This is a genomic window from Kitasatospora papulosa (assembly GCF_000717245.1).
GTDB classification, from domain to species: Bacteria; Actinomycetota; Actinomycetes; order Streptomycetales; family Streptomycetaceae; genus Streptomyces; species Streptomyces papulosus.
Window position 1 is genome coordinate 14,766 of the sequence record NZ_JNYQ01000026.1, and the last position, 24,894, is coordinate 39,659.

Sequence of the window (24,894 nt, forward strand, 5' to 3'; positions counted from 1 at the left end):
GCACGACTGAGGTCGGGATGTGCTGTCCTGGCGGTTCGGCTGTTGGGTGATCACCGCATGGAGGTGCGGTCGGAGACCAGGCCGGCGATCGCCAGATGGGTCTCGTCGTAGTACTCGCGACGTCCGATGTACCGCTGAAGGGGCCGCCACTGCTTGTGCTCGGCGTTGGCGTGCTCGACGCAGATCCGCTCCGAGGACTGCTGCTTGCGAGCCTGTTCCCATGCCGTGACCTCGTTGGCCGGGGCATCCTTGCCGGGCTTCTTCGGCGGTGCCTGGACCTGGTCGGGAAACTGTTTGGCCAGGCCCCGGTACCCGGCGTCGACTTTCGCCTTGACCGTGGGATACCGCTCGAACAGGTCGCCGATCCCCTCGGTGTTCACCGCCGTCTGATCGTGCATGCGGCCCGGCCGGATCGCGCCCGTCCACAGGGTGCGGCCCTTCGCATCGGTGATGACGGTGGCCTTCTTGGTGTTCTGCCGCATCTTCCCGGAGACGAAGGCCCGACGGCCGGGCCTGCCGGCCTTCGGGCGCCGTACCCGCACCTCGGTGCCGTCGAGCCGCAGCTCAACGCCCCGCGCGTCGGCGTAGGCGAAAACGTCGGCCATCGTGTGCAAGCGCAGTCCGGCCTCGCCGGGGACCGCGAAACCGCGCGCCGCCAAGAGCGGGCGGATCTCATGGACGGCGCGGGTGATGGTGGAGCGGTCCACGCCGTAGAAGACGGCCAGAACCGCGTGCGGGAGCTGGAACCGCAGGACCACCAGGGTAGCGATCACCCGATCGGCGAAAACCAGTTGATGGCCAGGCCCGCCGCCCTCGGCCCGCAGGCGGTCGTGACCTCGGCGGTCACGCAGCAGGGAATCCTGCCGCGCCTTCCACGGGACAGCCAACTCGGCGATGAGCGCACCAAGTCGATGCCTCTGGATGCCAGTGCAGATATGATGCGAAAGAGCCGTACGGGCCAAGGCAGACGTCACGCTCTCCCCAACCCGTAGGGCTCTCCTCACGTCACGGCCCGGCCGTCTCCTCCCACACACGCCCGGTGCCCCAGTTCGACCATTTCTCGCCTCAGCTTGGCCCAGCACAGCGTTTCTGGCGGGGGTACTTTAGGTCGATTGCCGCCCCGCCTCATCAAAGTTGAGGCGCGACGCGGTCGAGCCGAAGTCCCTTACCACCGGAGTTCACTGTCGTAGAGGCGCCGGTGCCACCATCCGCCGCCTCGCCAGAAGCGCCGGTAGGCGTGCGGGTCGGGCAGGGTCCGGCGTCGGAGCTCGGCGTCCAGGGGCGCCAACAGTCGCCCGAGTTCGGCGCGGGCGGGCAAGGGCAGCAAGTGCAACGCTTCTTCCAGGATGTCCCGGGCATTCGCCACATTGACGAGTGAGGACTCCGGGTGGGGAGAGATCTCGAAGCACAGGTCCAGGTAGCGGCCGGGCTGTCGCAGGAACGCCCGGTAGTGCCTGAGCGCGGCTTCCACCGCCCCGTCCCACAGGCCGTCCCACAGCCCGGCCCGGCAGTCGTCGTGCTCACGTTCCGTGCGCTGGATCTCGGCGCAGGTGCGTTCGGATAGCCCGGGAATTCGATCGGTCCAAGGGCCCCAGACGGGCGGGACCGGATTTTCGGCGCGCAGCGCGCCGGGCCGTCTACGCGGCATGGGCCTTTCGGTAGGTCATCATGACCGACATCGTGCCGGACGGCCGGACGGCCCACAAGGCCCGACGGCCCTCACGGCCACCCGGAAAACTCGCACCAGACGATCTTCCCGGGCTTGCGCTCGTCGACACCTCACTTGTAGGACAGCACCTCGACGAACGGCAGCCCACGCTCCGTCTTATCGCGGGCCTCCGACGTCGGCGATGCGGCGCGGTGAGCCACCGCCGCTGTCGTGCACCACGCCGTTAGGTGAGATCGAGGGGTTCTGAACGGCAGAACGATCGTGGGGGAGGTTCGTAACTTCCTGAGGAGAGAGGGCTGGTGCGTGCCAGAGCGGCGAGGCGAACGGCCTTGAGTAGGCCCAGAGTGCGGGCATACTGAGGGCTCCTTCTCGGGTCTGGCACGGGAGGGAAAAGTCCGGGGACGTCGTGGGGACGACCCCGGGCACTGCGCTCTTCGCACCAGGTGATGCCAGGCAGCCTGTGCGGTCCTCGCCAGCCCTGTCGGTCAGTCGCCGAACCCGAACTCCTTGCCGGTCTTGGCGTCGTAGGCGAGACCGGTGACCGGGGAGAGGCGGATCTCGCGGGACTCTGCCCGCGCCCCCTTCTTCCACGCGACGCCACCGATCGCCGCCCGGACTGTCACATCAGCCCGGAAGTCCTCCACTGGCAGGACAATTTCAGGCATCTTGACCACCTGGCCATCAGCGAGTTCACCGATGCTCCGCCCTCCAACGGCCTCACTTACCGCGCTCTTGCCGCCAACGTCGATGCGCAGGTACTGGGTGATCGTGCTGGGTGGCGATACCAGCTTGACGATCACGCGCTTCTTGTCATCGGTCCACTCGGCTACTAGATCAGCCCCCACGCCGTCAATGTAGAGGGGTGCCCGTGCCTCGCCCTCGTACGGAGGCGCCGCTGCGGAAGCGGCGGCTTTCTCTGCGCGCTGCTCGTTCTGCTGGCGTTGCTTGGCCTCGCCTCCTGGGTTGTCCCAGACGAACGCGATCGCGAGGGAGAGTGCCACGATGGCCGCAGCGGCGGGCCACAGCCGCTTCAGGCTGTCGCGGGTCGGGTCGTCATCGGTGGCCGTTTCGGGCTGGCGGAATTCCGGGTTCGCGGCCGGGGTGATGTCGTGGGCTGGCCCAGCCCACATGTCCTCTTTGCCCATGCGGGCGACGGTAGCGCGCAACTGCACCGCCCGGTCGGGACTTCCGCACAGATCAGCCACCCGGGCCCGGGTGGACAACCAGGCAACGGCCTCATCAGAGTTGATGCCGTATGCGGCGATGTCCTCCCGCTCCCCCAGGGCTGCGAGGTCCGCAGCCTCAGCGCACCGCCCCTCCATGGCGGCTTGCAGAGCCCTGTCATGCCAGTCGACGACGTTCGGCGGCATCTCCCAGAACCACCCGGACTCATCCTCCTCGTCATCAGGGGCGGGCACAGTCTTGGCCAGCACGGCGTCGGCGTCGTCTGCGCGGCCGTGGTCGTGCTCCTGGTCCTCGTCGGCCTCGTGCTCCTGGCCCTCGTCGTCGAGGGGGATTTCCTGCTCGACGACGGCGGCCTGCTGAGCCTGGCGGCGCCGTGAGGATGTGTCGGTGAGGGCGGCTTCTTCCTCTGTCAGTACGGTCTCGATGATGTCGACGTAGTCCGGCCCGACCTTCCAGACGGCCTGTCCGGGGCCGAGTGTCGGGATCATGCTGACGGCCCAGGAGGGCAGGCCGAGCAGTGCGCCGACGTTGGCGGCCTCTTCGGGTCCCAGACGTCCGACGTGGGCGATCTCGCAGAGGCGGGCGAGGTCCTGGGCCTTGCCGTCGCCGAGGTCGGAGAGCGTGTGCATCACGACGTCCAGCGACAACGAGGCCTTGCGGCTGTTCTTCAGCAGACGCTGAATGAGCTCGCTCGTGGCGGGGGACAGGAGAATCTGCCATGCCTCTTCGAGGACGAGGTGGCGGTGCACGGCGGTCGACTGCGGCAGCCACACGTGCTCCACCCAGCAGGTGACGGCTGCCATCAGTGAGGGAATCGCCGGGGAGTTGCGGTCCAGGCCGGTGAAGTCGAAATTCAGCATGGGCAGGTCGACCGGCGGCAGACCGGCGTCCTGGCCGTCGAAGAGCCCGCGGAGCGAACCCTCTGTGTAGCGGGACAGAGCGATCGCTGTTCCCTCGCCCCACTCGCCCAGTTTGGTCGCCGGCCAACGGCCGCTCTCCGGGTTCGTGAGCGCGTCGACGAGCCCGCCGAGTGCCGTGGCCTTGGGGTGGTTCAACGCGTGCTGAAGTGCATGCGTGGCCTGCGGGGTCAGGGCGGCGGGTTCCACGGCGAGGATGAGCGAGCGGACCAGCTGCTCGCGGACCTGCGGCGGGAACAGGTCCGAGCACGGGTTGAGGGTGAAGTTCCGCGCGTCGATGACGAGTCCGCCCAGAGCGCGGGAGATCGGTGCCCATTCCCCCGCGTTGTCCTCGCCGTAGGAGTCGATGACGACAGCCTGGTGGTCGTTGTCGCGGATCTCGCGGGCCATGCGTGCCTTGGCCGTGGTGCTCTTCCCGGAGCCGAGACCGCCCAGCGCGAGCGAATTCGTGGAGGGCAGTACCGCGGATTCGGTGAGCACAGGGGAGAGGCGGAACTCCCTTCCGTCCAGCAGGGACCGGCCGATCGTGATACCGGGGAAACGCGCGCTGGAGGTGACGAGGGGCGCGGTGATCGCGGCGTGGGTCGAGGCCAGGCGGATCATTAGAGGATCGCCCCTTTCTGGGTGGAGGCTCCGTGCGGGGTGGTCATGACGTGTGCGCGGTGCTGCTGGCCGGTGAGCCAGTCGAGGCGGATACGGTGCCGATCGGCGGTGAGAGAGGCCTGCCACCGGGCGTCCGTGACGTCCTCGGGGCTCTCGCCCCAGACGGTCAGGTAGGCGTCCAGGTCGACCAGCGTGGCGCCCTGGACGAGCGCGCCGTGGGTAGTCCCACTGGCGAGGTCCTGGGCGTCCGCCTTGATCTTGTCGGTGGTGAACGCCTCGCCGGCCGCGCGCTGCCACCGGGCCGAGCGGCGGGACTGTGCCGGTGGCAGGGGCCGGTAGAGAACGGCGAGGGAGCGGGATGCGTCCTGTCCGAGGAGCAGTCGCGGCATGAGGTCGCCGCCGCTCTCCTCGGGCCAGCCGGTGATGCGGGCCGTGGCCGCATATCGGCCGTCGTCGAGCGCGGCCCACCCGGGCCCCCGCTCGATCACCTCAGGCACGGGCTCGAGTTCAAGGGGCGCCAAGGTGCCGAGCGCGGCGAACTCCCCCTCCAACGTGTCGACCACACGAGCCGGAGCCAGCCCCTTGGGGACGTGCACGGAGATGGTCTGTGTGTGGTCGGTGGTGGCACCGACCACAGAGTGATGGGTCACGTGCACCTGAATCCCTGCGTTGCGGGCCTGCTCCCCCGCGAAATTCAGGGCGCGGGCAAACGCGGCGTGAAACTCGGTCCGGCGGTGCGGGTCCTGCATGGTGCCGTGATGCGGGTAGAGCGTCCACGTCCGGGTAGTCCCCGGCCGGGTGGTCATGGAGTCGGGCGCGGTGCGCTCCCGGACCCGCCGGTATCCGACAGCCGCCCAGCGCCCGATCGAGCGGGGGCCCGGCGTCAGGTTGAGCACCGCTGCGGCTGCGCCGACCGCCCCGAACATCCACACCGGGGGCGGGGTGAGCATCGCCGACATGAGGACGGCGCTCCCGGCCACGGCATTGGTCTTGGTCAGCATCGATTCGGCAGGACTGAGACCGCGCTGCAGGGCGGGCACACGGTAGCCGGGCGTCAGGGAGTACACGGGGATTCCTCCAGGAAATTGGGGGGGCCGCGCCACCCGCCCCGGCCGTCATGGTCGGGGGCGGGCGGCGCGGCCCGGGGGTCCAGCTACGGGTTGGGCGGCCTGGTGGGCATCGGGGCCGGCTGCGGCGCCGGAGCGACCGTAGCCGGAGCCGGAGGGCGGGTGCCCGCAGGCGAGACCGGCGGCCCCTGGCGGGGCTGCGGGGCACCTGTCCTGGACTGCGCAGCAACGCGTGCCTGCCGTCGCGCCTCGGTCAGCCGGGCATGGCGCTCGGCTCCCTCGTTCACCTGCTTGATGGTGGACGCGGTGGTCAGCCGTCCCGGCCGCGTGTGGTGCGGGACGCCGTAGGCGGCGAGCAGCACTCCGCGGTCCTGGTGGACGGCGCGGGCGGGGGTCGGGACCGTGCGCAGTCCGCGCGGTCCGTTCTCCTGCTCGTAGACGTCCGGGACACCCGCCCGCACGACGGCCCGGGCAACCGGGTTCGTCGTGCGGCTCTCCACCATGCTCCGGGCCGCGCCCGCGATCCTCGGACCGACGTACGGCACACCATGGAAGATCATGCGCAGCATCAGCGCGCACACACCGAGCAGCAGCACGGTGTCCAGGACCAGTGATTTCTTGGTGAGCGGAATGAACGGGGTGACCAGCAGGAGCACCATCGGGGTGAAGAGCAGCCCGAGTAGCCGGTTGAGCCACGCACGCACCGCCGTGGTGTCGCCGCCGCGTGCGAGGGAGGCGAGCACCAGGGGCGCCGCACACACGAACGCGAGGGTGCCGAGCTGCCGGGCGACGAACACGAGGCCGGCGAACGCCAGGAGCACGACGAGCGCGCTGATGATCAGCAACTGTGCCAACGGGTTTCCCGCGTCGCCGCCCTCCTCAAGGTGCGACTGGATCGACCCGAAAAGCGTTGCCTCGTCAGCGTTGAACGCTGCCGTGAACGCGTGGCTCACAGCCTTGTTCAGTTCCATGATCGCGGCAGGCACGGCCGACATTCCGGCGATGGCTACGAGTGTCCAACCGGTTGAGGCGCCCATCTGCCTGAGCCGGGGCAGGCCCTGCCATGCGGTCAGGGCGCACATCACGACGACACAAATGAAGATCGCGACGGCGATGTGCTGACCGAGCCACATGAAGGGCGCGTATGACCAGTCGTCAGGTTCCACCGGGGCTGACAGGCTCTTGGGGGCGACCAGTTCGCTGACGGTGTCGCAGAGGCCTTTGGCGAGGTCCTTGACGAGGTCTGCTGCTGTGTCGGTGACCCCGCCGGACGGCGGGATGACGTTCCCGTCCGGGGCGGTGGTGCCGTCGTCCAGGCTGCGCTCACAGAACTCGCGGGCGTAGCCCTTGATCTGGTCGCAGGGGTTGTTGTCCGGCATGGTGTCGTCCTCACACGCTCGTCACGGTGGAGAACAGCGTGCTTCCGTACATCGCGAGGATGACCGCGACGAAAAGCGTGCCGATCGCCAGGCCGCCCTTCCTGAGCGCTCCCTTGGGGTCGTTGGAGAGCTGGAGGAGCATTCGGACCGCGATGACGGCGATCACTGCGGCAATTGCCTTGGTGACGAGACCGCCACCGGTCATTCCGATGGTGGCGAAAAAGTCCGTGAATCCGGTGGACAGGTCCCGGCCTTCAGCGAGGGTGTTGAAGGTGCGCATTTCAGATCTCCTTGGAGGGTACGGGGCGTGCGACGGAATACAGGTCGGACATCATGTCCATGGGGTCATACCGGACGTTGGTGCCGGGTTTGGGGGCGTTGATGATCCAGCCGCCCCCGACGTAGATCCCGACGTGGTGAATGCTCGCGGCGCTCGATCCGTAGAAAACGAGATCGCCGGGACGCATCTGTCCGGGTGTTACGGGCTCTGATGCCGCGAATTGCGCGGCTGCGGTGCGAGGCAGGACGATTCCCGCTTTCGCGTAGGCGTAGAGGACGAGTCCGGAGCAGTCGAAACCGGTGATGCTCGATCCGGAACTCCCATTCGGGGAGCAGCAACTCCCCTTGGAGGCTCCGTTGGCGTTTCCGCCACCCCACGAATAGGGGGTGCCAATCTCGCCCTTTGCGGCGTTGACGGCGGTTTCAGCCTGCGTGCCGGTGGCTGTCTTTCCGCCGCCGGGTTGTTTGGCTAACGCGTTGATCGACCTGACGTAGTTCTGTGTCTCGTCGATTTTGGGGACGCCCCCGGCCGCGATAACCCTGCCGCTGCCCGCGTTGTAGGCGGCGAGCATGTTGGATTGCCTGTCACCGGGGACGTCTTTGACTTCTTCGGCGACGGTGCACAGGTATTTCGCGGACGAGGGGATGGCGTCCTCTGGATCCCAGACGTCCCGTTTACCGTCGCCGTTGCCGTCGATTCCGTGGGATTCCCACGTTGACGGCATGAACTGCGCGATGCCCTGGGCACCGGCGGGCGACTGCGCTTTTGGATTGAAGCCGGATTCCTGCGTGATGAGTGCGGCCAGCAGGTTCGGGCTGACGTCGGGGCAGGTATTTCCTGCCTCCTCGATCAGCGGCCGGTATTCGGCGGGCACAGACATGCTGAGCGCCGCCCCGAGCCCAGTGCCGGCCGATCCGGCGCCGGTCGCCTGCACGAGCGCGCCGACGACGACGGCCGCGGCGGCTCCCACGCCGATTGTGGCGGCTGATGTGGCTCTCAACGCGTTTTCCCTCCTTCCTGGCTCTCTGGATGTTTGTGCAGGTCAGGACCGTCATGCTGACCGCCCGGGCACCGTCATGCGGGGCCCGTGCACCGACATGGCACCGTCATGGCGGTGGGGCGCATGACGGTGCCCATGTCGGTGAAATCGGCCTCCATGTCGGTGGGGATGACGGTGCTCGTGACGGTCACGAGACCGACGTAGCGGCGGCCACGAGGTCGGCCAGCTTGTAGCCGCGCCCCTTCGCGGTCCGGCCTGCCGTAACGCCCAGGAGGTCCTTGAGCTGTTTTCCAGCTTCTGTCGGATCGGTTTCGGTGATATCGAGAGCGGGTGCCAGTTCGGCAGTGAGCATGAAGTCCACTCCGTCGCCCCGCATCAGCTCGATGGCTTTCTTCAGAGGCGACTCCGGAAGCGCCTTTTCTCGCCCGGCGATCGCTTCATCAACTGTCCGCCAGATGAACTCATCTGCGAACCAGAATCCGCGAATGAGAGCGGATGTTCCGCCTGCGAACAGGACGGCCTGGCCTGGGATTTTCGGGTCGAGGAGTGCGGGGTGGATCGGGGCGACCGTTTCGAAATACGAGTCCCCGAGCGCCACTTTCGCGGTTCCCTTTGCTGCCACGTAGAGGCAGAGACGGTAGAGGAACTGGTCGCGCACCTTGACCGGGATAGCGTCATTGGAAGGGCGCTGGGTCATCATGATGGTGGAGATTCCGGACTCCAAAGATTTGGAGACCAGCTTCCGCGACTTGTCCTCGTTATGGCGGACGGTCTCCTGGGACTCCTTGCTTCCGTCGTCGACGTAGAAGTCGGCGGCTTCATCGATGATGAAGAAAACCGGTTTGAACACGGGTGCGGGCTGCCGGTTGCGCTTGGCTTCCTGCATTTTCGTGTAGCGGTCGTCCACGCGGGCATTCAGCTCGTCGAGCATGCTCCCCAGGACGGCCGGATCGTCGGATGCCTCGTACCGGACGGCGACCTTCTGAAACTCTGTGAGTCCGCAGAGTTTCCCGTCGAGCAAATAGAGGTCGAAATCGCCGTACGCGATCAGAAGGCACGTGATGATGCCGTTGACCAGGGTGGTTTTTCCGGTCTGCGTCATACCGCCGACGAGCAGTGATGCCTTGTCGAAGGTGGGGACGCCGACGAGTTTTCCGGTGACGTCGTGCCCCATCGGCACCCCGGCGAAATCGGCGATTTCCTGCCGGGTAGGCGCCGGGAACGGACGGCTGAAAGGCGGCTCCTTCAGCACCAGGAGGCGTACGTGCCGCTCGCTCTTTCGGCTGGTCTCCAGTTTCAGGTGGAGCCGGGTGACGCCGAACATGGAGGCAATGGAACCGATTTGCTTGCCCACGTCCTCGGATGTGCGTCCCGGGGGGAGGAGGAATTTGTAGAGGGTGCCGACGTCGAGCTGCTCGACGGTGACGTCCTCGTCCAGGATCACCTCGTCCTTGCCGATGGCCCCGGCCCGGGACAGCGCGGTCGTGAGCCCCGCGTGGACAGGCGGCCCCTGAACGTCCTCCTGAGCGGCTGCCACGTCCCCTGTGGGCCCTTCCTGCCGGGAGGCTGCCGCAGGCTGCCTCTTGCGGTGCAGGTAGGCGTGGATGCGGGTACGGGCCCACCAGGCCGCGTAGCCGAGTGCGACGAGCGCCCCGACCGCGACGGCCACGGCGCCTCCCCAGGAGAGGCCGAGCTTGTCCTTGATCGCGGCGAGGATGCCGGCCGCGATACACAGGACGCCGATGGCGCCTGCCGCCTGCGCGTACAGCTCTTCCTCGGCGTCGGGCTTGCTCTGCTTGGTCACTGCCCCTCTTTCGTAGTCGTGCGTGGACGGGTGGGTGGCATGGCGGCTGCTCGCCGGGTCTGCGGCCCTGGGCTCTGCGAACGCGTAGTTCGCTCACCTGGTCACTCACCGGGTCTGCGCCGTCTCGACTGCTGTGCGTTTTCCGGCAGTCGCGACGATGTCCGGCCCGCTCGGTGCGGGCCGGACATCATCGGTGGTGCCGGACGGTGGTCCGGGTGGTGCTGCGGGTCAGGCGCCCGCGTCCTCGGGCTCCTCCTCCTGGGCGTGCTCCTCGCCCCCGTCGCGGTCCACCTGAGGGCCGGCGGCCTCCTCCTCCGCCTCCATCAGCTCGGCCCAGGCGCGGCGAACGCGGCGCTCGGAGCCGACGAAACCGAGGTCCCTGAACTCGTCGCGGGCCGCCCGGTAGGACTGCGGCGGGTCATCGACGTAGCGCAGGTGCCGCAGCGCCACGCCCAGCTGACCGTCAGTCAGCGGCTCGCCAGGCTCCGGCACGGGCACACCCGCCACGGCCGCGAGGTCGGCCAGAGCGGCGGCACGTGCCGCCTGCTCCTCCGGTGTGACGCGAGGTGTGACGCCCTCGTCCTCGGGTGTGCCGCCGGGTGTGACGCCCTCGTCCTGGGGTGTGCCGGATTCGAGGGCCGGGGCGCTGACCTGCGTGACGAGGGTGTGCCGCTGTGTGCCGCCCGGCGTGCCGGGTGTGCCGGGCAGGGCGGGCGCGGTCGGCTCCCATTCCTCCAGCACCGGCAGCCGGATCGCCGCGACCGAGGAGGGGAGGGGCTTCTCCGCGATGGCCTTCTCCGTCGCCACGACCTGTGTGTGCAGCTTCTCGCTCATGGTCTGCTGGGCCTTGAGAACGGACACGCGGTAGGCGGTCTCGGCCTCCGCGACCTGAGTCTCCAGCGCGGTCGCGAGCCCCAGCATCTCGATCCGGTGAGCGGCCTCCGCCTCCATCTCCTCCAGGCGGTCGGCGACGTCCTGGCGCTTGACGGCGAGCTTGCCCCGCGTCGTCTCCGATACGCGCCGCCCGAGCGAGGGCAGCGCCCACCACCAGGCGCCCTTGGTCAGGATGATCGCGACCGGGGTGATGACCACAGCCAGGTCGAACGGGGCGCCGCCCCGGGCCGCGAGGATCAGGTGCGCGGTGGGGATGGCTGCGTTGATGAGGGTGAGTGCCAGTCCGGCCGCCTGCACCCGCCTCGCGCGGGGCCGGTTGTTGCCGGCCAGGATCTCTGTCACCTGGAAAATCACCCACAGGGTGTCCAGGGCGCCGACCGTGGGCACGGCCCAGGCCCCGAAGGCGGGCTCCAGGATGTCGTAGGTGACGGCCACCGACAGGATGGCCACGGCCAGAGTGATCACACTCAGACCGGCGAGCACTGCCCCGCGCGGCTGGCGCAGGCGCTCCGGGATGTCAGGCATTCCCATGTCTTTCCTTCCTTGCTGCGGTCTCAGCGCGCCAGCAGAACGGCGGTGAGGACGATGAACGGGCTGAACATGCCGAGCAGATAGACAAAACGCATGGCGGCTTCCTCCGTCGGGCAGGTCAGTTCGGGGACGTGCCGGACGGTGCGCCGCCCACGGGGAGCGGCTGGATGCGCCACGTCACCTCGGAGGCGGGAGGAAGGGGCGCGCCGGGCTTGTTCGAGGTCCATCCGTCCCGGGGGGCGCCCTCGGCCTCGGCCGCGCTTTCGGCGGATTCCGTGGTGCTGTGGATGCTGTGCAGCGCCCCGTGCTGGAAGAGGACGTACACGCGGTCCGTCACGCGGGTCTGCTTGCGGGTGATACGCAGCAGCATCCGGAGCACGGCTCGGTCCTCGGTGTCGAGTAAGTGCTGGGCGCGCAGGAAGGACAGTTCGCCGTCGGCACGGCCGGCATCGGAGGCGGCGGCGGCCAGCTGGCGCCACGCGGCCTCAGACGTGTCCTCAGCTCGGATCGCAGTAGCGACCGCGCGATCGGCAGTGGCGCGCAGGGCCTCCAGCTCGCCTCGCATGGTCGCCATCTCGATCTGAGCGGCTGCAAGGTCGGCCTGCTGAGCCTGAACCGTCGCAGCTCGGATGATCCGGTACATGTATCTCTCCGTCCTAGTTGGTGCCGGACAGGCGCCGGACCTTGGCGAGGTGGGTGTCCTGCTGCTCGACCTGGCGGCGGATCTGCTCGGTGAGCGGGGGGTGTGTGTCCCAGTCCATGTACTGCCTGCGGCCGTAGCTGGAGGCGTCGGCGATGTGCCAGTCCGCGGCCTCCGGGAATCCGGCGGCCGTCAGGGCGGCCTGGCGGCCCAAGTCGGCGTAGACGTGCCGGTCGTGCGCGTCGGCAATCTGCTGGCCCCGCTCGTCGAACGCGGCGGCGGCTGCGCCCGCGCGGCTCTGGGCGTCTACGAGGCGGCTGACCGCTGACGGCCACTCAGCGGCGGCCTTTGGCGTGCGCAGGTAGGCGTAGGCCGTGTCCAGCGCCTCGGCCTCTCGGCGGTAGGCCGCCCAGCGGGCGGGGGCGTCCTGGACGATGCGCCTCAGGTCGGCGACGTAGGCCGCGTCCCGCCACTCATCCTGCGCCCGCTCGAAGAGGCGGTCCAGGAGCCGCGAGGCCTTCTCGCGGAGGAGGTGTTCGGCCTCGTCGTCGGCCTCAGCCACGTAGTGGAGTCGGTCGTCGTGGTGGGTGGAGGGCCGGACCGGCTCCGCCTCCCTGCCCGTGAACGGCGCGAACTCGAAACTGAGTCCACCGAACTCACCACGGTCGATCTTCGTCAGGTACGGCGGGAGGTGCGGCCGGAGGCGTTCGAGAATCTCGGTCATCTCGTCCGGGGTGATCGTGTAGTGCTCGGGAAGCATCGGGTTTCTCCGGTCTGGTACGGGGTGAATGTCGGTGACCTGGTGGCCCGCGTCCCACGCCCTGGCAGCCGCCGTTGCGGCGGCTGCCAGGAGCGCGAGAGCGAGAGGGTGGGCCAGGCCGCACACGGTGACCGCCCGCGCCGCGAGGTGCTGCGCGGCGCGGGCGGTCGGTATGTGCCGGGTCAGGGCCGGTGCCGTACGGCGTGCGGCCGGGCGGGTGCCGGGGACGGCTCGGTCCGGCCGTCCCGCTCATGCGGCGTCGGCCGCATCGGCAGCGCCGCCGCGCCCTGGAGCGCCTGGCAGGCCGGGCAGGTCCAGCCGGTGAAACCGAACCACTGCGAGCACATGTCGCACTGGAGCTGGCCGCTGCTCTCCACCGGTACCGGGGCCGGGGCGACGCCGCCGCAGCGGCACTTCCAGTAGCCGCACAGCCCGCACGCGTCGTTCGCTGACCGGAAGGTCACGGCGGGCGCGAGGAGGAGGACCGGCTGCCGGCCGTAACCGGGGTACATCTCGGCGAGGGTGCGGCGTGCCTGGCGGCCGGCGGACTGGGCGCGGTCGTCGCCGTCGACGACCAGGTGGTGCACGAGCTGGCGGAACGCGTTGTCGGTCTCGTCGCGCTCGAATCCGCGGCGGTTGTCGTCCTCGGTCATGTCGTCGGCGAGCCCGGCGCGGGGCGCGTCGAGCGTCGATGCGATGCTGTTCATGCGCTGTTGCCCTTCTAGAGAGGGTGGCTGCGAAGACGAGCCCCCAGGCATGCCCGCCTGGGGGTTCGTCGTGTTCGGCCTGCCGCGTGAGCGGCAGGCAGTACCCCGGACCGGACTCGAACCGGTCATTGCGCCTACGGGGTCCGCGATATTGCCCTTGTCTCACCGCGCGTTCGGATCCCATGCCGCCCGTGAGGGCGGCATGGGAAAAAGTGCTTCGGGTGCTGTCTGCGCGGCAGGGTCAGCTTGTCGCTGTTGCCTGGCCCGCATCACGTCTGCGGGCTGACGACCCGCATGGCGCCTGCGGGCTGGCGTTCCGTATGTCCCCACGGACGGGGCCGGGCCATCTGCCAGAGGACTCACCTGACACACCGCCCGCTGACTGCTTGGAGGTGTCGGTTAGTCGTAGCTCCCGGATGAAGCGCGCTGTTCAGTTCTCAAGGTGGGCCAGGTTCTCGCCCTCATGCGCTGCCTTTCGGTCCGTTTCACGGGAACCGTCCGGGCTATGGTGAACCTTCCTAGGAAGGTCTTGCCGCGAACTGAGAGTGACACAGTCGTGCGCATGCGTCAAGACCTTCCTAGGAAGCTTATTCAAGCGTCCTAGGAAGGTCTTGCTTCCAGGGCTCTGATCTGGGAAGGTTTTCGCCATGACACCCACGCCCCCGGCGGGCTCAGCCGCCTACGACGCCAACCGCCTCGCGGAGGCACTGAGCGCGCTGATCGACGCCGGGGACCTCGCTCCCGGCGACCGCTTGCCAACTACCGCAGACCTCGTCGCCACGTACGGGGTGAACAAGAACACCGCATCCAAAGCCGTCGCGAAACTGAAGGCGGCGGGCATCCTCTCCGGGACAGCCGGAGGCCGCACATGGGTGCGGGTTCGCCCTCAGCAGGTACGGCGACACAACCTGCGCTATCACCGCGAGAAGGCGGAGGCGCTGCGCTCGGAGGAGGAGCGTCGGCAGTACGGCGTGGCTGAGGCTGACAGCGGTCTCGCCGTGCGTGAGCTGCATGAGGACGTCTACCGCTACGAGATCATCGACGGCCCGGACGACGTCCGCGCGATCCTGAATGTCCACGGTGACGCGCGGCTGCTGTGTCGGACCTACACCCGGCGACACACTGCGGGGGCCGGCGCCAGTTGCTCAACCAGCTACCTGCCTCACGAGCTGGTGAGAGCGAACCCCGATCTCCTCGATGCGTCCCGTGAGCCCTGGCCCGGCGGCACCATGCATCAGCTCAGCACCGTGGGGGTGGAGCTGGACCGCATCGAGGACCGCATCCTGGCGGACATGCCGACTCAGGACGAGCAACAGTTGCTCGACATCCCTGCTGGCGTTCCGCTGCTGCGGATTCGCAAGATCAGCTTCGCTCTGACGGGCGAGGCCGTGGAGGTCGCCGACATCCCACTGCCCGCCGACCGCTCCGAGCTGATCTACACGACGACGCTGGAGCGTTGGTAATGCCAGTGATCAGCGTCATTACCGCCGTATTCGAAGGAGGCCATGCGTATCTGCCCGACGCCTACGAGTCGATCGCTGCGCAGACTCTGCCACCGGGGTGGGCCTGGGAGTGGGTCGTCCAGGAGGACGGCCGTAGCGGTCGTCCTGCCGCAGCGCTGCCCTCCGACGACCGGGTCCGGTACGCGACCGGCGGTCGCGGCGGGGCGGGCGTCGCACGGACGTTGGGGCTGGCTCGCGCACAAGGGCAGATCGTTCGCGCCCTGGACGCCGACGACCTACTGACCAGTGGTGCTCTGGCTCGCGACATTCAGACCCTGATCGCGAATCCGGAATCCGGGTGGTGCATCTCCGCCTGCCTGGACCTGCTGCCGGACGGCAGTTTCGCTGCGGGCCCCTACGATCCGCCCCCCGGCCGGCTAGAAGGCGCCTGGCTGCGTGAGCAATACGAGCGGGATCAGTTCCCGGTCGTCAGCACGCACCTGACTGCCCGCACGCCCCTGGTGCGGGCACTCGGTGGCTGGCCCGCACTGCCCGCGTTGGAGGCTCTGGCGCTGGTGCTGGCGTGCTCCGCTGTCTCCTCGGGCCGCATGATCGCGGAGCCGGGCGGCATCTACCGCAAGCACGCCGACCAGACCACCGCTCAGCCGGACTACCACCGCGAGGCGGAGTTCGCCGCGATGCGCCGCTCGATCCTGACCCGTCTGGATGCTCTGGCGATGTCGGGCTGGCGCTACTCGACCGAAAAGGATGCCCTCCAGTGACTCGACACCTCGTCTCCCTGATCACACCCGTCCATCGGGATGGCGTGGCCCATCTTGCCGACACCCACCGCTCCCTGATCTGCCAGGATCTTCCTACGGGGTGGGAGTGGGAATGGCTGGTCCAGGAGGACGGCGACGACGTCCACGCCGCTGATCACATCCCGCCCGACCCGCGAATTCGCATCGCGCAGTCGAGGCGGGGCGGCCCGCATGTCGCCCGGACCGTGGCCCTCGGCAGGTCCATGGGATCTCTGATCAAGACGCTCGACGCGGACGATTGCCTGTCAGTCGGCGCCCTGGCCCGGGACATCACAGTGATGGGGCAGCATCCCCACATCGGGTGGACGACATCGGCGGTCCTTGACCTCATGCCTGACGGCGAACTGCTCGCGTTCGATGGCGACCCAGCCGACGGGCCCATTGAGCGCGGCAGTGTGCTCGCGCACTGGACCACGCACCGGCGTCCGCAGGTCCACCCCGCCACCATGTGCGCGCGGCGCACCCTGGTGATGGCGCTGGGAGGCTGGATGGCTCTGCCTGCATCGGGGGACACGGGGCTGCTCCTCGGCCTGGATGCACTCGCCGATGGATGGTTCATCTCCGAGCCCGGCCTTCACTACCGCCAGCACGCGGGCCAGATCACCGCCGACGCACGGCATTCGCACGGGCCGGAGTGGGAGGCTCGCATGGCAGTAATTGGAGAACACGCCCGTGCCTTGCACGCTCTGGTGACGGGCCCCGTGCCGCTCTAAGCACCCATCCGTTCAAGGAGAAGAGCCTCTATGCCTGACAGTCCCAACCCCCGTACCTCGCCCGAGGTTCGGGTGGAGATTCAGACCGTGATGAACGCCGTGGTTCGCGAGGCCGGCGACATCGTCACGCGCCGCAGCCGCGACGGCCGGTGGCTCCCCCCAGGGGAAATCGGAGAGCTGGGCACGAACACGGCACTGGGGCGCGCAGCAGAGGTCTGGGTGCTGGACCGCCTCGAAGCGCGGATCCGGGAGGCCCGTGAGGTGATCGAGCGGGTCCAGCGGGAAAGCGACGCTCAGTCCGGCATCGTCAGGTCGGAGCCGCCGGAGTGAACGCGGTAGCGGGTGAACAGGTAGCCATCTTCCTCAAGCAGGCCCTCCAGGCGCAGCTGCCCGGACTGGACTGCCCCTTGCAGGATGCGCGGAGCGTTCCCACCGACGAAGTTCGGCGCAACGGTCAGGCACAATTCCTCGAGGGCGCCGGCCGCGTGCAGCTGCGCCAGGAGCCGGGGCCCTCCCTCTGTGAGCACGGAGGTGAGGCCGCGGTCCGCCAAAAGCTCCAAAGCCCGGGCTACCTCAACTCGATCCGCACCCGCCGTAAGCACCACCACTCCCTCCCGCTCCAAGCGTCGGCGTTCAGGCGCGGGCGAGGACTCCGACGTGATGACGAGTACGGAGCCAGGCTCACCGTGAAAGAGCGCGGGGTCCAGGTCGAGGCGCTGACTGACGACCGCGATCACGGCGGCTGCGCGGCGCCCCGTGGCGACACGGTCAGCTGCCAAGACGGGGTGGGGATCGGCTGCCCGGTATTCCTCTCGCCGCGCGGTCTCCGCGCCCACCAGGACAACGTCGGCCAGACCTCGCAGGGTTGCGAGTACGGCTCGGTCAGCGGCACTCGACAATCCGCCAGAACGCCCGTCCACGGTGGCGGCGCCATCCAGGGACGCGATCATGCAAGCGCGCACCCAGCGCCCCTCGGGCGGCGCGTAGACAGCCGCCAGCCACCGGTCCAGCGCGGCCGAGTCGGAAGGGGCACAGTCGAGAGATGGGAGCAGGCTCAGCATGACAGCAGTCTGCCAGCGTCAAAGGCTACGCTTTCCTCCTGGCGCGCCCCTAAAGCACTGACGTGAGCACGACTATCGAGCCGAGGTGCATCCGGCCACGCTCATCATGCGGACGGATCTTCTGCTGGCCCGCGGCGGGTGGATGGCCCTACTCGTATCTGAAGACACGGGGCTGCTCCTGGCGCTGAACGCGGGATGGTTCACAGCTGAGACCGGACTGCTCTACCGCAAGTGGCCAGAGCAGGTCACCAGCCAGGCCGCGCACGTCGACGAGGTGGAGAGGACAGCCAGGATGGCCGTTGTCGAATCTCAAGCGTCTGTTCTCGCAGGGCTCAGCGGATGGTGCTTCAACGGTCAGTAGGGGGTCGGGAACGACGAAGGGCCGCGCCTCACGACGGAGGCGCGGCCCGTGCCGCTTCAGGAATCATTCTCGCTGGTCGCTCGCGGAAGAATGAGGTCCCGTGACGAGTGCTCGTTGCTGTGGAAGCTGCCGTTGACTCCGAGGTCATCACGTGCGGCTTCATGGAAGATGTTGATGGCTCTGAAGACAGATCGGTGTAGCTCGCGCCAGTCCTCCAGTGTGCCTTCCGTGGCACCCCGCGCCTGCCAGTCGATCGCGGCGGCTGCTCTATTCACACCATGAGCGGCTTCGATGACCTGGTTCTCAGCGAGCAGCATCACCCGCTCGAACGCGCGCATACGGCTCCCCTCCGCTTCTGCCAGCTCAAGCGTCAGATCCGACTCGGCCCGGTCGAACGTCCTCATGCCGTTGCGCACCTCGTACAGGAGCACGGCGGAGTAGATGCACCTACGCACGCGGTCTATGTACCCGGCGTAGGCTTCAAGCTTTCGCTCATCCCACCTGGTCAGCATGGCGTACCTCGTGCGATGCCGCTCCATCAGATGATTAGTCATGTGAGTGGTGAGCGCGCCGACGAGCACAGCGGCGATGGTGACCAACTGCCCAACGAGATCCATGAACTCCCCCATTCACGCGTCGTGTTCAAACGGCGATCATAGGGTGAGGCATCAGCCGAGGCTCGCGGCATCGGTCCGCGAGAACACGAACTCGGTCTCGCCTTCGACCGGTCCCTCTCAGCGCAGTGGGGCTGGACCGCGGTTCGCATTCGCATGACCCTTGGATAGCTGGCGGCGTCGTAGTCGTTCGGCAGACGGTAGGCATGAAAGCCGCGAGTGGTGGAATTTTTAATATTGCTACTTTTAGTCTCTTTTGCGGCTAATTCGAATGCAAAGTAACATTTCGCTTTGATTTGAACCTTGAGAGAGATGGTAGGTGGATCCATGTGGAAGGCTCTGGTTCTGCGAGAGGGATTGCACTAAAACCGCCCCTCGCCACCCAGGGCGTACGTAAGATCAGAAGCAAGTCGGGGGCGCGATGAATTGCGGAGGTCTTAGGTGGCTGGGTTATTGGGTGAGCTTGGCGGCGGTACGACAACAGACGCTCTAATTCAATATCGTCGCGATATCGCAGACTTGAAGCAGCGAATCAAGGTTCGCCGCCTGCAAGTTTTCGGCATTCTCGCAACCCCCATTTTGTTAGTTGCGACACTACTTGCGGGGGCGGGCACAAAGGTTGCGCTCTGGCTTCACTCAGGCATGCCGAATGCTGTTCTCAATGTATTTGTCTTTTCCGCGCTAGCCTTGGCGGCTGCGACAGGCGTGCAATTCTATGTCGAGTTTATCGAGGAGGTTTGGGAGGACGCAGGAACTTCGGTCAGAGAGCTTAAGCTTGAGCTTTCTCTTGCAGAGGAACGCCATATTCTTGAGGCCAGGCGTCGCACCCCGCCACCGGCTGACCGGCAGGCATCCTACAAAGAAAGACTTCCGCCGGAAATAATTCGGTTGCGCGCAGAATCTCGACACTATCGTCGCCTGCATCTCCTAATGCAATGGTTGCTCTTTATCAGTTCGGCCGCGATCTCCGCCGTAACTGCTTGGTTTGACCCTCCCCAGCCCGCCAAGGGGGTTCTTATCGGCCTTGGTTTCACTGTCACTGTGATCACGGCGGCTGCGGGGTACTTTAAGCCTCGCGAGAGGGCGTTTAATCTGCAACAGACGGCTGACAATATCGAACAGCACGCTACCGCTTTTGAGTTGGGAATTTCCCCTTATAACGCACCTGAAGATGCGCGGAATCTCGAACTCTTTGCTACAACGGTAGAGGATATGCGTGCAGACCAGCGTATGCGAGAACAGCAGCTCGACCAGCCGCAGCAGGGGCAGCAACAAGTAATTTAATTGCTTGGCTGGCGTGGCCGCAGAGTTCTGCGCAGAGGCCGCATATACGCGAGGGCAGAACTAGCATCGGGAGGCGTAGCGGCCGGCGCTCCCTCTACCGTTCTTACGGGCTGGCCCGTGCGCTCTTTGTTGTCGAGAAATTTTAACCAAAGGGCTGCCGTGGACCTAGCTGGTCGTCTAGCGTGGCCAGTGTGGAAGAACGAGAAGTTGACACGGAGGGTGTGCCGGAGCCAGTGGGCGATGGTGAGGCTGAACCGCTAACCCGTTCTGCGCGAATAGGTGCTGGTCTTGTTGGCCTGCTCCTCACCGGTGCAGGTGCGGTTGGAGTATTCATCTCTGATAATCAGGCCGGCACGGTGGCGTTGGTGCTTGCGGGTGCGATCTTTCTATTGATGCTTTTTGGTGGAACTCCATTGCATAGCCTGGGGTTCGGCGACGCCAACTTGCGGTTTGCTAAAAGGCGACGAGAACAGGCCGTTAGGGAGGCGATCCAAGCATCACCTGAGCAGGCGCCCCGCGTGCTTCGCGACTTGGAGTCAGCTGACTCGCAGAGGCAACCTGACCCGACCCTAAGTGCGCTCACCGAAAGGGTCTACGAGGATGCGCTAGCACACTCGATCTCCGCACTGGTTCCACAGGGCCTCATGACGCGTGAACATCGGATCGGTAGTGGGCGGCGGGCAGACATAGCCATTGCTCCCGAGACTGAACATCAAGTCCTCATCGAGGCGAGATACAACAAGCGGGGAATTCCTACTCCTGCGTCTGTGATTGCACACGTTGCCGGTTATTACGGAGCTTCGCGGGGTGCGCTACTGCTTGTAAGTAACTCCCCCTTGAGCGCGGGTGCGATGCAGTTGCTGCGCGACCTGCAGGAGTCCGGAAAGAATATACATTTCGTTCAATGGTCTCCGGGAGAAGCCGATGAAGCTCTGCGTCATGCGGTGGAAAATCTTACGCAGCCTGGGAACAACGGCAGCGATGCCGCTACTGCCTAACCCGACCTGAGGACGTGGCCAGAGTATTCAGTCATCGTGTGCAAGGTTGAGCGCTCGGGGTGCGGGCAGGGGTGCGTGGCCAACCTTTGGCCAGGCAGGCGGCAAGCTGGGCTGGTCCGGAGCAGCAGGATCGGGACAGGTTGGAGCAGGAGTGGCGGACGAGCGTAGCGGAGGCAGTTTGCTGCGGCCGAGGCAGCGGAGGCCCTAGAAGGGGCCGCAGCGCCCTCCTAAGCCTCTGCTGAGCCGGCCCCCCTACCCCCCAAGGGTCCCAGGGGCACTCAGACCGTGTTTGAGATCTGCCGTGTCCCGTTGCTGAGGCGTTCGTTGAGCTCACCGTGAGCGGTGTTGGGGGTGGGTATCCGTCGGACCTGACGGATGAACAGTGGGCGCTGGTGGAGCCGTTACTCCCACCGGCGCGGGTGGGCCCCAAGGGTGGTCGGCGGGAGAAGCATCCGCGGCGGCGGATCGTGGACGCGATCTTCTACGTGGTGCGGACCGGGTGTGCTTGGCGGCAGTTGCCGAAGGACTTCGCTCCGTGGCCGACGGTGTACTGGTACTTCACGTGGTGGCACGACGACGGCACCGTTGAGCGCATTCACGACGCCCTGCGCGGCAAGGTCCGTGAAGCCGACGGCCGCAATGCCGAGCCGAGCGCGGGCCTGATCGACTCGCAGTCCGTCCGCACCGCCGACACCGTCCCCGTTGCCAGCAGGGGCTTCGACGCAGGCAAGAAGGTGAAGGGCCGCAAGCGGTTCATCGTCACCGACACCCTCGGCCTGCTCTTGGCCGTCCACGTCGTCGCGGCCGGTGTCCAGGACCGTGACGGCGCCCGCCGACCGCTGCTGTGGACCCGCCTCGACCACCCGGGTGTCAAGAAGATCTGGGCGGACCAGGGCTTCGCTGGCCGCCTGGTCGACTGGGTCACACAGATCCTCGGCCGCGAGTTGGAGATCGTCCGAAAGGACCCCGACCAGCGGGGATTCCAGGTCCAGCCGAAGAGGTGGGCGGTGGAGCGCACCTTCTCGTGGCTCACCGCCCACCGTCGTCTTGCGCGCGATTACGAAGCCAGCCCGGCTCGCTCGGAAACCATGATCCGTTGGGCAATGATCGGCATCATGGTGCGGCGGCTCACACGCACTGGTCCCGCTACACGGCCAGGTCCCCGGCCGCTCACCCGGGTCTCGGCAGCGGGACACGCCACTGGCTGGTAGGTGATCGGCTCAGTTCGTATCGTCACCGAGAAGGACCGCCTCCAGCGCGAGCAGATCCGCGTCATCGAGCTGCGGAACAGTCCAGCCGTTGGCCTGCGCATGCGCGATGAACTGCGGGTCGAGCGCCGCGTGGTAGTGCTCGACGTAGTGCGCCAGGTCCGAGTACCAAAGCCAATGCCCGTCCGTCAGCAGGTGCAGCCCGCCGATCACAGGGTTGTCGGTTGCGAGAACGTCACGCACGAGCGTGGTTGTCGCAGCCAACAGGGCACCGCTCCGCAAGTACTTGACCAGCTCACGAGCGCTAACGGACGCCTCGGCCTTGACGGCGGACCGCAGCGACGGCCCATCTGGGCTGCCCTGCTCAAGCTCTCTGAAGTCACCGACGAAGGGGACTCGTGCATCGCTCACCACCAGAGGCTAGAACACCTCCCCACCGACGTTCCAGGAAGATCTCAAACGCGGTCTCAGGGCGGCTTGTGGCCCTACGGGGACATGCGCGTCCTGGGCGCATGCGTGCTGGTGCATCAGCCCATGTGAACGCGCTTGTTTTGGGAGGGCAGAACAAGCGCGTTCACATGGTGATAACGCTACTCACGTGGTGGCTCGTTGTTCTGCTGCTCCAGAACAAACCGGTTCACCTGGTGCTACCGGCGCGGCGAAGGGCATGAAGAAGGCGCCGCACTCCTGGTGCGGCGCCTCGGGCCCTTTGGTGGGGCGGTTCAGCCGGTGGCGGCCAGGTTGGCCATCTGGGCGGCGAACCTGGCCCGTCGCTGCTCGGTGAACCGCTCGGGCTCGGCGGCTCGGATCTCCGGGACCTCCATGACGGGGGAGGAGACCTTGCCGCCGGTCAGCAGCGGATGGAGCTGGTAGAGCCCGTCTTCCAGGCTCCAGGCCAGTCCGCACTCGCGGAGTTCCTTGAAGCCGCGGTTCACGGTCGGCTTGCTGGCCCCCAGCTCGCGCGCCATCTCGTTCTGGCTGATCGCGGCGGTGCCGGTCTCTGGGTCACTGAGGTACAGCAGTTCGTCCAGGACGCGGCGGCCGGCGGTGGAGACGTCGACCAAGGCCAGCATCCGCAAGACGGCACGGGGAATCGTGACGGGAGCCTCTGTGGGAGGGCTGGGGACGTACGAGCTGCTCACGGAGCCTCACCACTTCCGATCAGGTCGACGTATACCGAGGATATGCCGCACGAGGTCATGCACTTGCCTTGCTGACAGGCCGCCTCTGCCGGAGCGTGACGACCTTCTCCTTGCGGCGGGCCGACTCGGCGGCCTTCTTCTCCGCCTCGCGCGCATGGCGCCACTCGGTGGGGTAGTCGGCGTGCGGGATGAGGCAGGCCGGGCCCTCCGCGCTGTTCCAGAGCGCCTGCCACTTCTCCTGCTCACCGGAGGTGCCAGCCACCGTGAGCCACGGGTTCAGTTGGAGGATGCCGCGCTTGGCGGTCCGCATCCAACCGATGTGCGCGAAGAACTGGCTGGCCTCGTTCACCGATGCTGCGGACAGGTTGCACCGGGCCTGGAGGTCGCGTTGGTTGGTCTTCACAAAGCCACGGGCGGCGGCCCGGGTCTGGTCGTCGGCACGATTGGCGTTCTGTAGCGCCACGAGCTTGCACCAGACCTGGAACCAGGAGCCGGGCATCTTGAGGCTCCCGAGGACGTCCATGAGCAGCCGGGCGTCCAACACGTAACCGCTGCACTCCGCGCTCACGGCGAACTCGCGGCCCCTGATCTTCTCCACGCCCAGGATCAGGCCGCCCTTGCCGTCCGACCGCGCAACCACGCGCTCGCCGGGGCGGACGATCGGCAGCCGTTCCATCAGCACAGTCCTCCAGAGATGATCAACGCGTCAGCCTGCACGGTAGCACTAGGTAAACCGGCTTGTTCTGGAAGGGCAGAACAAACCGTGGCTCACAGCTACCTGATGGCTCGTCAGTTTTGAGGGCCGTTTGTTCTGGATCTCCAGAACACTCAGGAGGCGTTTGTTCTGGAAACCTAGAACAAACGGAATCACATCACCGCAGGTCAGAGCCGGTTTCGACGCGGAACGCTCTTATGTCTCACTAGAGCTCAATCACCACCCGGGCCTCGACCACCAGGCCCCGCCTCATACGAAGCAAGCAGCGGACAGCAGCGGGCGTGTCGCCATTGAGACCCGCGGGCCGGCCTCCGTGGCTGAACTCGCTTCGCGTGCGGCACAGTGCCAGAGGTGCGCGTCATGGACAGCAGGAGCGGCACTGAGTCTCGGGTGGTGCAGACCATGACGATCAAAAGCGAGGAAACACGACCATGTCCGGTGGGATGTGCCGCCGCACGGCCCTTGAGGGCCGTGCGGCTGGGATACCTCCGCACGTTTGAATTCAAGCCTACGGATATCTCAGGTGCCGTTCTGTGGTTCGTGTTTGCGCTTCACCAATCCATCTATCTTCAAGTGAGTGGAGGGAACAGGGTTCAAGTTTTCTGGAAAGAATGCCTCAGTGAAGCAGGAAATTAATTTCTGCGCGTTCTTGTTCTGAACCTGACCTGGGACACCGCCGGGGGTGCCCCAGAACCACAGTCTCTACCCTGGTCCCGTCGTGATGCACGGGAGTAGATAAGAATCCCAGTCTCTACCCCAGCGTCGAAATGATGCAGGCGCCTGACCGCCTGGTCGAGCCCTCATCGCCTTCCGTCTCTGTTACTGCCACTTTCGTCTGTGACAGTCCATCACGGGAGCCGCACCCGGCGAGCACTCCAGTACGGCGGACGACAGTTCGCTTTACTGGAGCCTGACCGAAAATCAGGTGACGGCACACCAGCAGGGGCGGGCGGCACTCGCCACCCTGCACCAGCCACAAGCAAACCGGCCGCATGAATTCCGGAGGAATTCATAAACCATTCCGGAGGAATGGTTTAAAGCCCGTAGGGCTTTATCGTCTTTGCGACCCGTAGGGTCGTGCGTCGTTCCTCCGGAGGAG

Annotated in this window: 24 protein-coding genes and 1 pseudogene; 8 read left to right on the forward strand and 17 right to left on the reverse strand. The window is 66.7% G+C overall.

Features of this window, described 5'->3' with window-relative positions; all coding sequences use genetic code 11:
- Nucleotides 1–50: 50 nt before the first annotated feature.
- From IA22_RS0132375 to IA22_RS37360, 12 genes are all read right to left on the reverse strand, one after another.
- Nucleotides 51–974, reverse strand: a complete 924-nt coding sequence (locus IA22_RS0132375; RefSeq protein WP_015579830.1) for a transposase family protein — start codon at nt 972–974, stop codon at nt 51–53.
- Nucleotides 975–1,165: 191 nt separating this feature from the next.
- Nucleotides 1,166–1,648 (reverse strand): hypothetical protein, encoded by a 483-nt coding sequence (locus tag IA22_RS0132380; protein WP_015579829.1) that lies wholly within the window; start codon nt 1,646–1,648, stop codon nt 1,166–1,168.
- 506 nt (nt 1,649–2,154) lie between these two features.
- Nucleotides 2,155–4,374, reverse strand: coding sequence for a hypothetical protein (locus IA22_RS0132385; RefSeq protein WP_030125703.1), 2,220 nt, complete (start codon nt 4,372–4,374; stop codon nt 2,155–2,157).
- Nucleotides 4,374–5,441: a hypothetical protein gene (locus IA22_RS0132390; protein ID WP_030125704.1), complete on the reverse strand. Its 1,068-nt coding sequence runs from the start codon at nt 5,439–5,441 to the stop codon at nt 4,374–4,376. Before IA22_RS0132390 ends, IA22_RS0132385 begins: the two co-directional genes overlap by 1 nt.
- 86 nt (nt 5,442–5,527) lie before the next feature.
- Complete coding sequence (locus tag IA22_RS0132395) at nt 5,528–6,820, reverse strand: hypothetical protein (protein ID WP_030125705.1); 1,293 nt, start codon at nt 6,818–6,820, stop codon at nt 5,528–5,530.
- A 10-nt stretch (nt 6,821–6,830) separates the two neighbouring features.
- Complete coding sequence (locus IA22_RS0132400; RefSeq protein WP_030125706.1) at nt 6,831–7,100, reverse strand: hypothetical protein; 270 nt, start codon at nt 7,098–7,100, stop codon at nt 6,831–6,833.
- A 1-nt stretch (nt 7,101) separates the two neighbouring features.
- A complete protein-coding gene (locus IA22_RS0132405) occupies nt 7,102–8,070 on the reverse strand; it encodes a C40 family peptidase (protein WP_245229643.1) in 969 nt (322 codons plus the stop codon).
- 217 nt (nt 8,071–8,287) lie between these two features.
- Nucleotides 8,288–9,904, reverse strand: a complete 1,617-nt coding sequence (locus tag IA22_RS0132415; protein ID WP_030125708.1) for an FtsK/SpoIIIE domain-containing protein — start codon at nt 9,902–9,904, stop codon at nt 8,288–8,290.
- A gap of 228 nt (nt 9,905–10,132) precedes the next feature.
- Nucleotides 10,133–11,329, reverse strand: coding sequence for a hypothetical protein (locus IA22_RS0132420; RefSeq protein WP_157840963.1), 1,197 nt, complete (start codon nt 11,327–11,329; stop codon nt 10,133–10,135).
- 118 nt (nt 11,330–11,447) lie between these two features.
- Nucleotides 11,448–11,972 carry a hypothetical protein gene (locus IA22_RS0132425; RefSeq protein ID WP_030125710.1) on the reverse strand — a complete coding sequence of 175 codons (525 nt, stop codon included), beginning with the start codon at nt 11,970–11,972 and terminating at the stop codon, nt 11,448–11,450.
- 13 nt (nt 11,973–11,985) lie between these two features.
- Nucleotides 11,986–12,729, reverse strand: a complete 744-nt coding sequence (locus IA22_RS0132430; RefSeq protein ID WP_030125711.1) for a hypothetical protein — start codon at nt 12,727–12,729, stop codon at nt 11,986–11,988.
- Between the two features lie 182 nt (nt 12,730–12,911).
- The gene (locus IA22_RS37360) at nt 12,912–13,436 is read right to left on the reverse strand and encodes a hypothetical protein (RefSeq protein ID WP_051694879.1); all 525 of its coding nucleotides are present in this window, start codon (nt 13,434–13,436) and stop codon (nt 12,912–12,914) included.
- A 647-nt stretch (nt 13,437–14,083) separates the two neighbouring features.
- On the opposite strand from IA22_RS37360, the gene IA22_RS0132440 reads away from it, so the two are divergent.
- The 4 genes from IA22_RS0132440 to IA22_RS0132455 are packed head-to-tail and all read left to right on the forward strand — an operon-like array spanning nt 14,084 to nt 16,742.
- Nucleotides 14,084–14,899, forward strand: a complete 816-nt coding sequence (locus IA22_RS0132440; protein ID WP_030125713.1) for a GntR family transcriptional regulator — start codon at nt 14,084–14,086, stop codon at nt 14,897–14,899.
- Nucleotides 14,899–15,660, forward strand: a complete 762-nt coding sequence (locus tag IA22_RS0132445; protein ID WP_038273273.1) for a glycosyltransferase — start codon at nt 14,899–14,901, stop codon at nt 15,658–15,660. The genes IA22_RS0132440 and IA22_RS0132445 overlap by 1 nt, the downstream gene beginning before the upstream one ends.
- On the forward strand, nt 15,657–16,412 hold the full coding sequence (locus IA22_RS0132450; protein WP_030125715.1) for a glycosyltransferase family A protein: 756 nt from the start codon (nt 15,657–15,659) through the stop codon (nt 16,410–16,412). Before IA22_RS0132445 ends, IA22_RS0132450 begins: the two co-directional genes overlap by 4 nt.
- A 30-nt stretch (nt 16,413–16,442) precedes the next feature.
- Nucleotides 16,443–16,742 (forward strand): hypothetical protein, encoded by a 300-nt coding sequence (locus IA22_RS0132455; RefSeq protein ID WP_030125716.1) that lies wholly within the window; start codon nt 16,443–16,445, stop codon nt 16,740–16,742.
- Here the strand turns inward: IA22_RS0132455 and IA22_RS0132460 are convergent.
- Nucleotides 16,706–17,473: a dihydrofolate reductase family protein gene (locus tag IA22_RS0132460; protein ID WP_030125717.1), complete on the reverse strand. Its 768-nt coding sequence runs from the start codon at nt 17,471–17,473 to the stop codon at nt 16,706–16,708. The genes IA22_RS0132455 and IA22_RS0132460 overlap by 37 nt on opposite strands.
- A 61-nt stretch (nt 17,474–17,534) precedes the next feature.
- On the opposite strand from IA22_RS0132460, the pseudogene IA22_RS37860 reads away from it, so the two are divergent.
- A pseudogene (locus IA22_RS37860) lies at nt 17,535–17,834 on the forward strand (glycosyltransferase family 2 protein); the annotation flags it as partial.
- Between the two features lie 56 nt (nt 17,835–17,890).
- On the opposite strand, the gene IA22_RS0132470 reads toward IA22_RS37860, so the two are convergent.
- Nucleotides 17,891–18,463, reverse strand: coding sequence for a hypothetical protein (locus IA22_RS0132470; RefSeq protein WP_245229644.1), 573 nt, complete (start codon nt 18,461–18,463; stop codon nt 17,891–17,893).
- A gap of 426 nt (nt 18,464–18,889) precedes the next feature.
- Here IA22_RS0132470 and IA22_RS35740 point away from each other — a divergent pair, with 426 nt between their 5' ends.
- The 3 genes from IA22_RS35740 (at nt 18,890) to IA22_RS0132475 (ending at nt 21,941) form a co-directional block, all read left to right on the forward strand.
- Nucleotides 18,890–19,732, forward strand: a complete 843-nt coding sequence (locus IA22_RS35740; protein ID WP_157840965.1) for a DUF4231 domain-containing protein — start codon at nt 18,890–18,892, stop codon at nt 19,730–19,732.
- Nucleotides 19,733–19,923: 191 nt separating this feature from the next.
- Nucleotides 19,924–20,730, forward strand: coding sequence for a hypothetical protein (locus IA22_RS36935; RefSeq protein ID WP_157840966.1), 807 nt, complete (start codon nt 19,924–19,926; stop codon nt 20,728–20,730).
- A gap of 296 nt (nt 20,731–21,026) precedes the next feature.
- Nucleotides 21,027–21,941, forward strand: a complete 915-nt coding sequence (locus tag IA22_RS0132475) for an IS5 family transposase (RefSeq protein ID WP_245229647.1) — start codon at nt 21,027–21,029, stop codon at nt 21,939–21,941.
- A gap of 9 nt (nt 21,942–21,950) precedes the next feature.
- On the opposite strand, the gene IA22_RS0132480 is transcribed toward IA22_RS0132475, so the two are convergent.
- The 3 genes from IA22_RS0132480 to IA22_RS0132490 all read right to left on the reverse strand — a co-directional run bounded on the left by IA22_RS0132480 (nt 21,951) and on the right by IA22_RS0132490 (nt 23,756).
- The gene (locus tag IA22_RS0132480) at nt 21,951–22,349 is read right to left on the reverse strand and encodes a hypothetical protein (protein WP_245229645.1); all 399 of its coding nucleotides are present in this window, start codon (nt 22,347–22,349) and stop codon (nt 21,951–21,953) included.
- A gap of 311 nt (nt 22,350–22,660) precedes the next feature.
- Nucleotides 22,661–23,011: a helix-turn-helix domain-containing protein gene (locus tag IA22_RS0132485; RefSeq protein ID WP_245229646.1), complete on the reverse strand. Its 351-nt coding sequence runs from the start codon at nt 23,009–23,011 to the stop codon at nt 22,661–22,663.
- 124 nt (nt 23,012–23,135) lie between these two features.
- On the reverse strand, nt 23,136–23,756 hold the full coding sequence (locus IA22_RS0132490; RefSeq protein WP_030125721.1) for a hypothetical protein: 621 nt from the start codon (nt 23,754–23,756) through the stop codon (nt 23,136–23,138).
- Nucleotides 23,757–24,894 lie beyond the last annotated feature (1,138 nt).

What these genes read in the sequence shown, in the direction of transcription:
- IA22_RS0132380 (WP_015579829.1), bottom strand. Translation starts at nt 1,648, where the DNA reads ATGCCGCGTAGACGGCCCGGCGCGCTGCGCGCCGAAAATCCGGTCCCG.
- IA22_RS0132385 (WP_030125703.1), bottom strand. Translation starts at nt 4,374, where the DNA reads ATGATCCGCCTGGCCTCGACCCACGCCGCGATCACCGCGCCCCTCGTC.
- IA22_RS0132395 (WP_030125705.1), bottom strand. Translation starts at nt 6,820, where the DNA reads ATGCCGGACAACAACCCCTGCGACCAGATCAAGGGCTACGCCCGCGAG.
- IA22_RS0132400 (WP_030125706.1), bottom strand. Translation starts at nt 7,100, where the DNA reads ATGCGCACCTTCAACACCCTCGCTGAAGGCCGGGACCTGTCCACCGGA.
- IA22_RS0132420 (WP_157840963.1), bottom strand. Translation starts at nt 11,329, where the DNA reads ATGGGAATGCCTGACATCCCGGAGCGCCTGCGCCAGCCGCGCGGGGCA.
- IA22_RS0132425 (WP_030125710.1), bottom strand. Translation starts at nt 11,972, where the DNA reads ATGTACCGGATCATCCGAGCTGCGACGGTTCAGGCTCAGCAGGCCGAC.
- IA22_RS0132430 (WP_030125711.1), bottom strand. Translation starts at nt 12,729, where the DNA reads ATGCTTCCCGAGCACTACACGATCACCCCGGACGAGATGACCGAGATT.
- IA22_RS37360 (WP_051694879.1), bottom strand. Translation starts at nt 13,436, where the DNA reads ATGAACAGCATCGCATCGACGCTCGACGCGCCCCGCGCCGGGCTCGCC.
- IA22_RS0132440 (WP_030125713.1), top strand. Translation starts at nt 14,084, where the DNA reads ATGACACCCACGCCCCCGGCGGGCTCAGCCGCCTACGACGCCAACCGC.
- IA22_RS0132445 (WP_038273273.1), top strand. Translation starts at nt 14,899, where the DNA reads ATGCCAGTGATCAGCGTCATTACCGCCGTATTCGAAGGAGGCCATGCG.
- IA22_RS0132455 (WP_030125716.1), top strand. Translation starts at nt 16,443, where the DNA reads ATGCCTGACAGTCCCAACCCCCGTACCTCGCCCGAGGTTCGGGTGGAG.
- IA22_RS0132460 (WP_030125717.1), bottom strand. Translation starts at nt 17,473, where the DNA reads ATGCTGAGCCTGCTCCCATCTCTCGACTGTGCCCCTTCCGACTCGGCC.
- IA22_RS0132470 (WP_245229644.1), bottom strand. Translation starts at nt 18,463, where the DNA reads ATGGGGGAGTTCATGGATCTCGTTGGGCAGTTGGTCACCATCGCCGCT.
- IA22_RS0132485 (WP_245229646.1), bottom strand. Translation starts at nt 23,011, where the DNA reads ATGCTGGCCTTGGTCGACGTCTCCACCGCCGGCCGCCGCGTCCTGGAC.
- IA22_RS0132490 (WP_030125721.1), bottom strand. Translation starts at nt 23,756, where the DNA reads ATGGAACGGCTGCCGATCGTCCGCCCCGGCGAGCGCGTGGTTGCGCGG.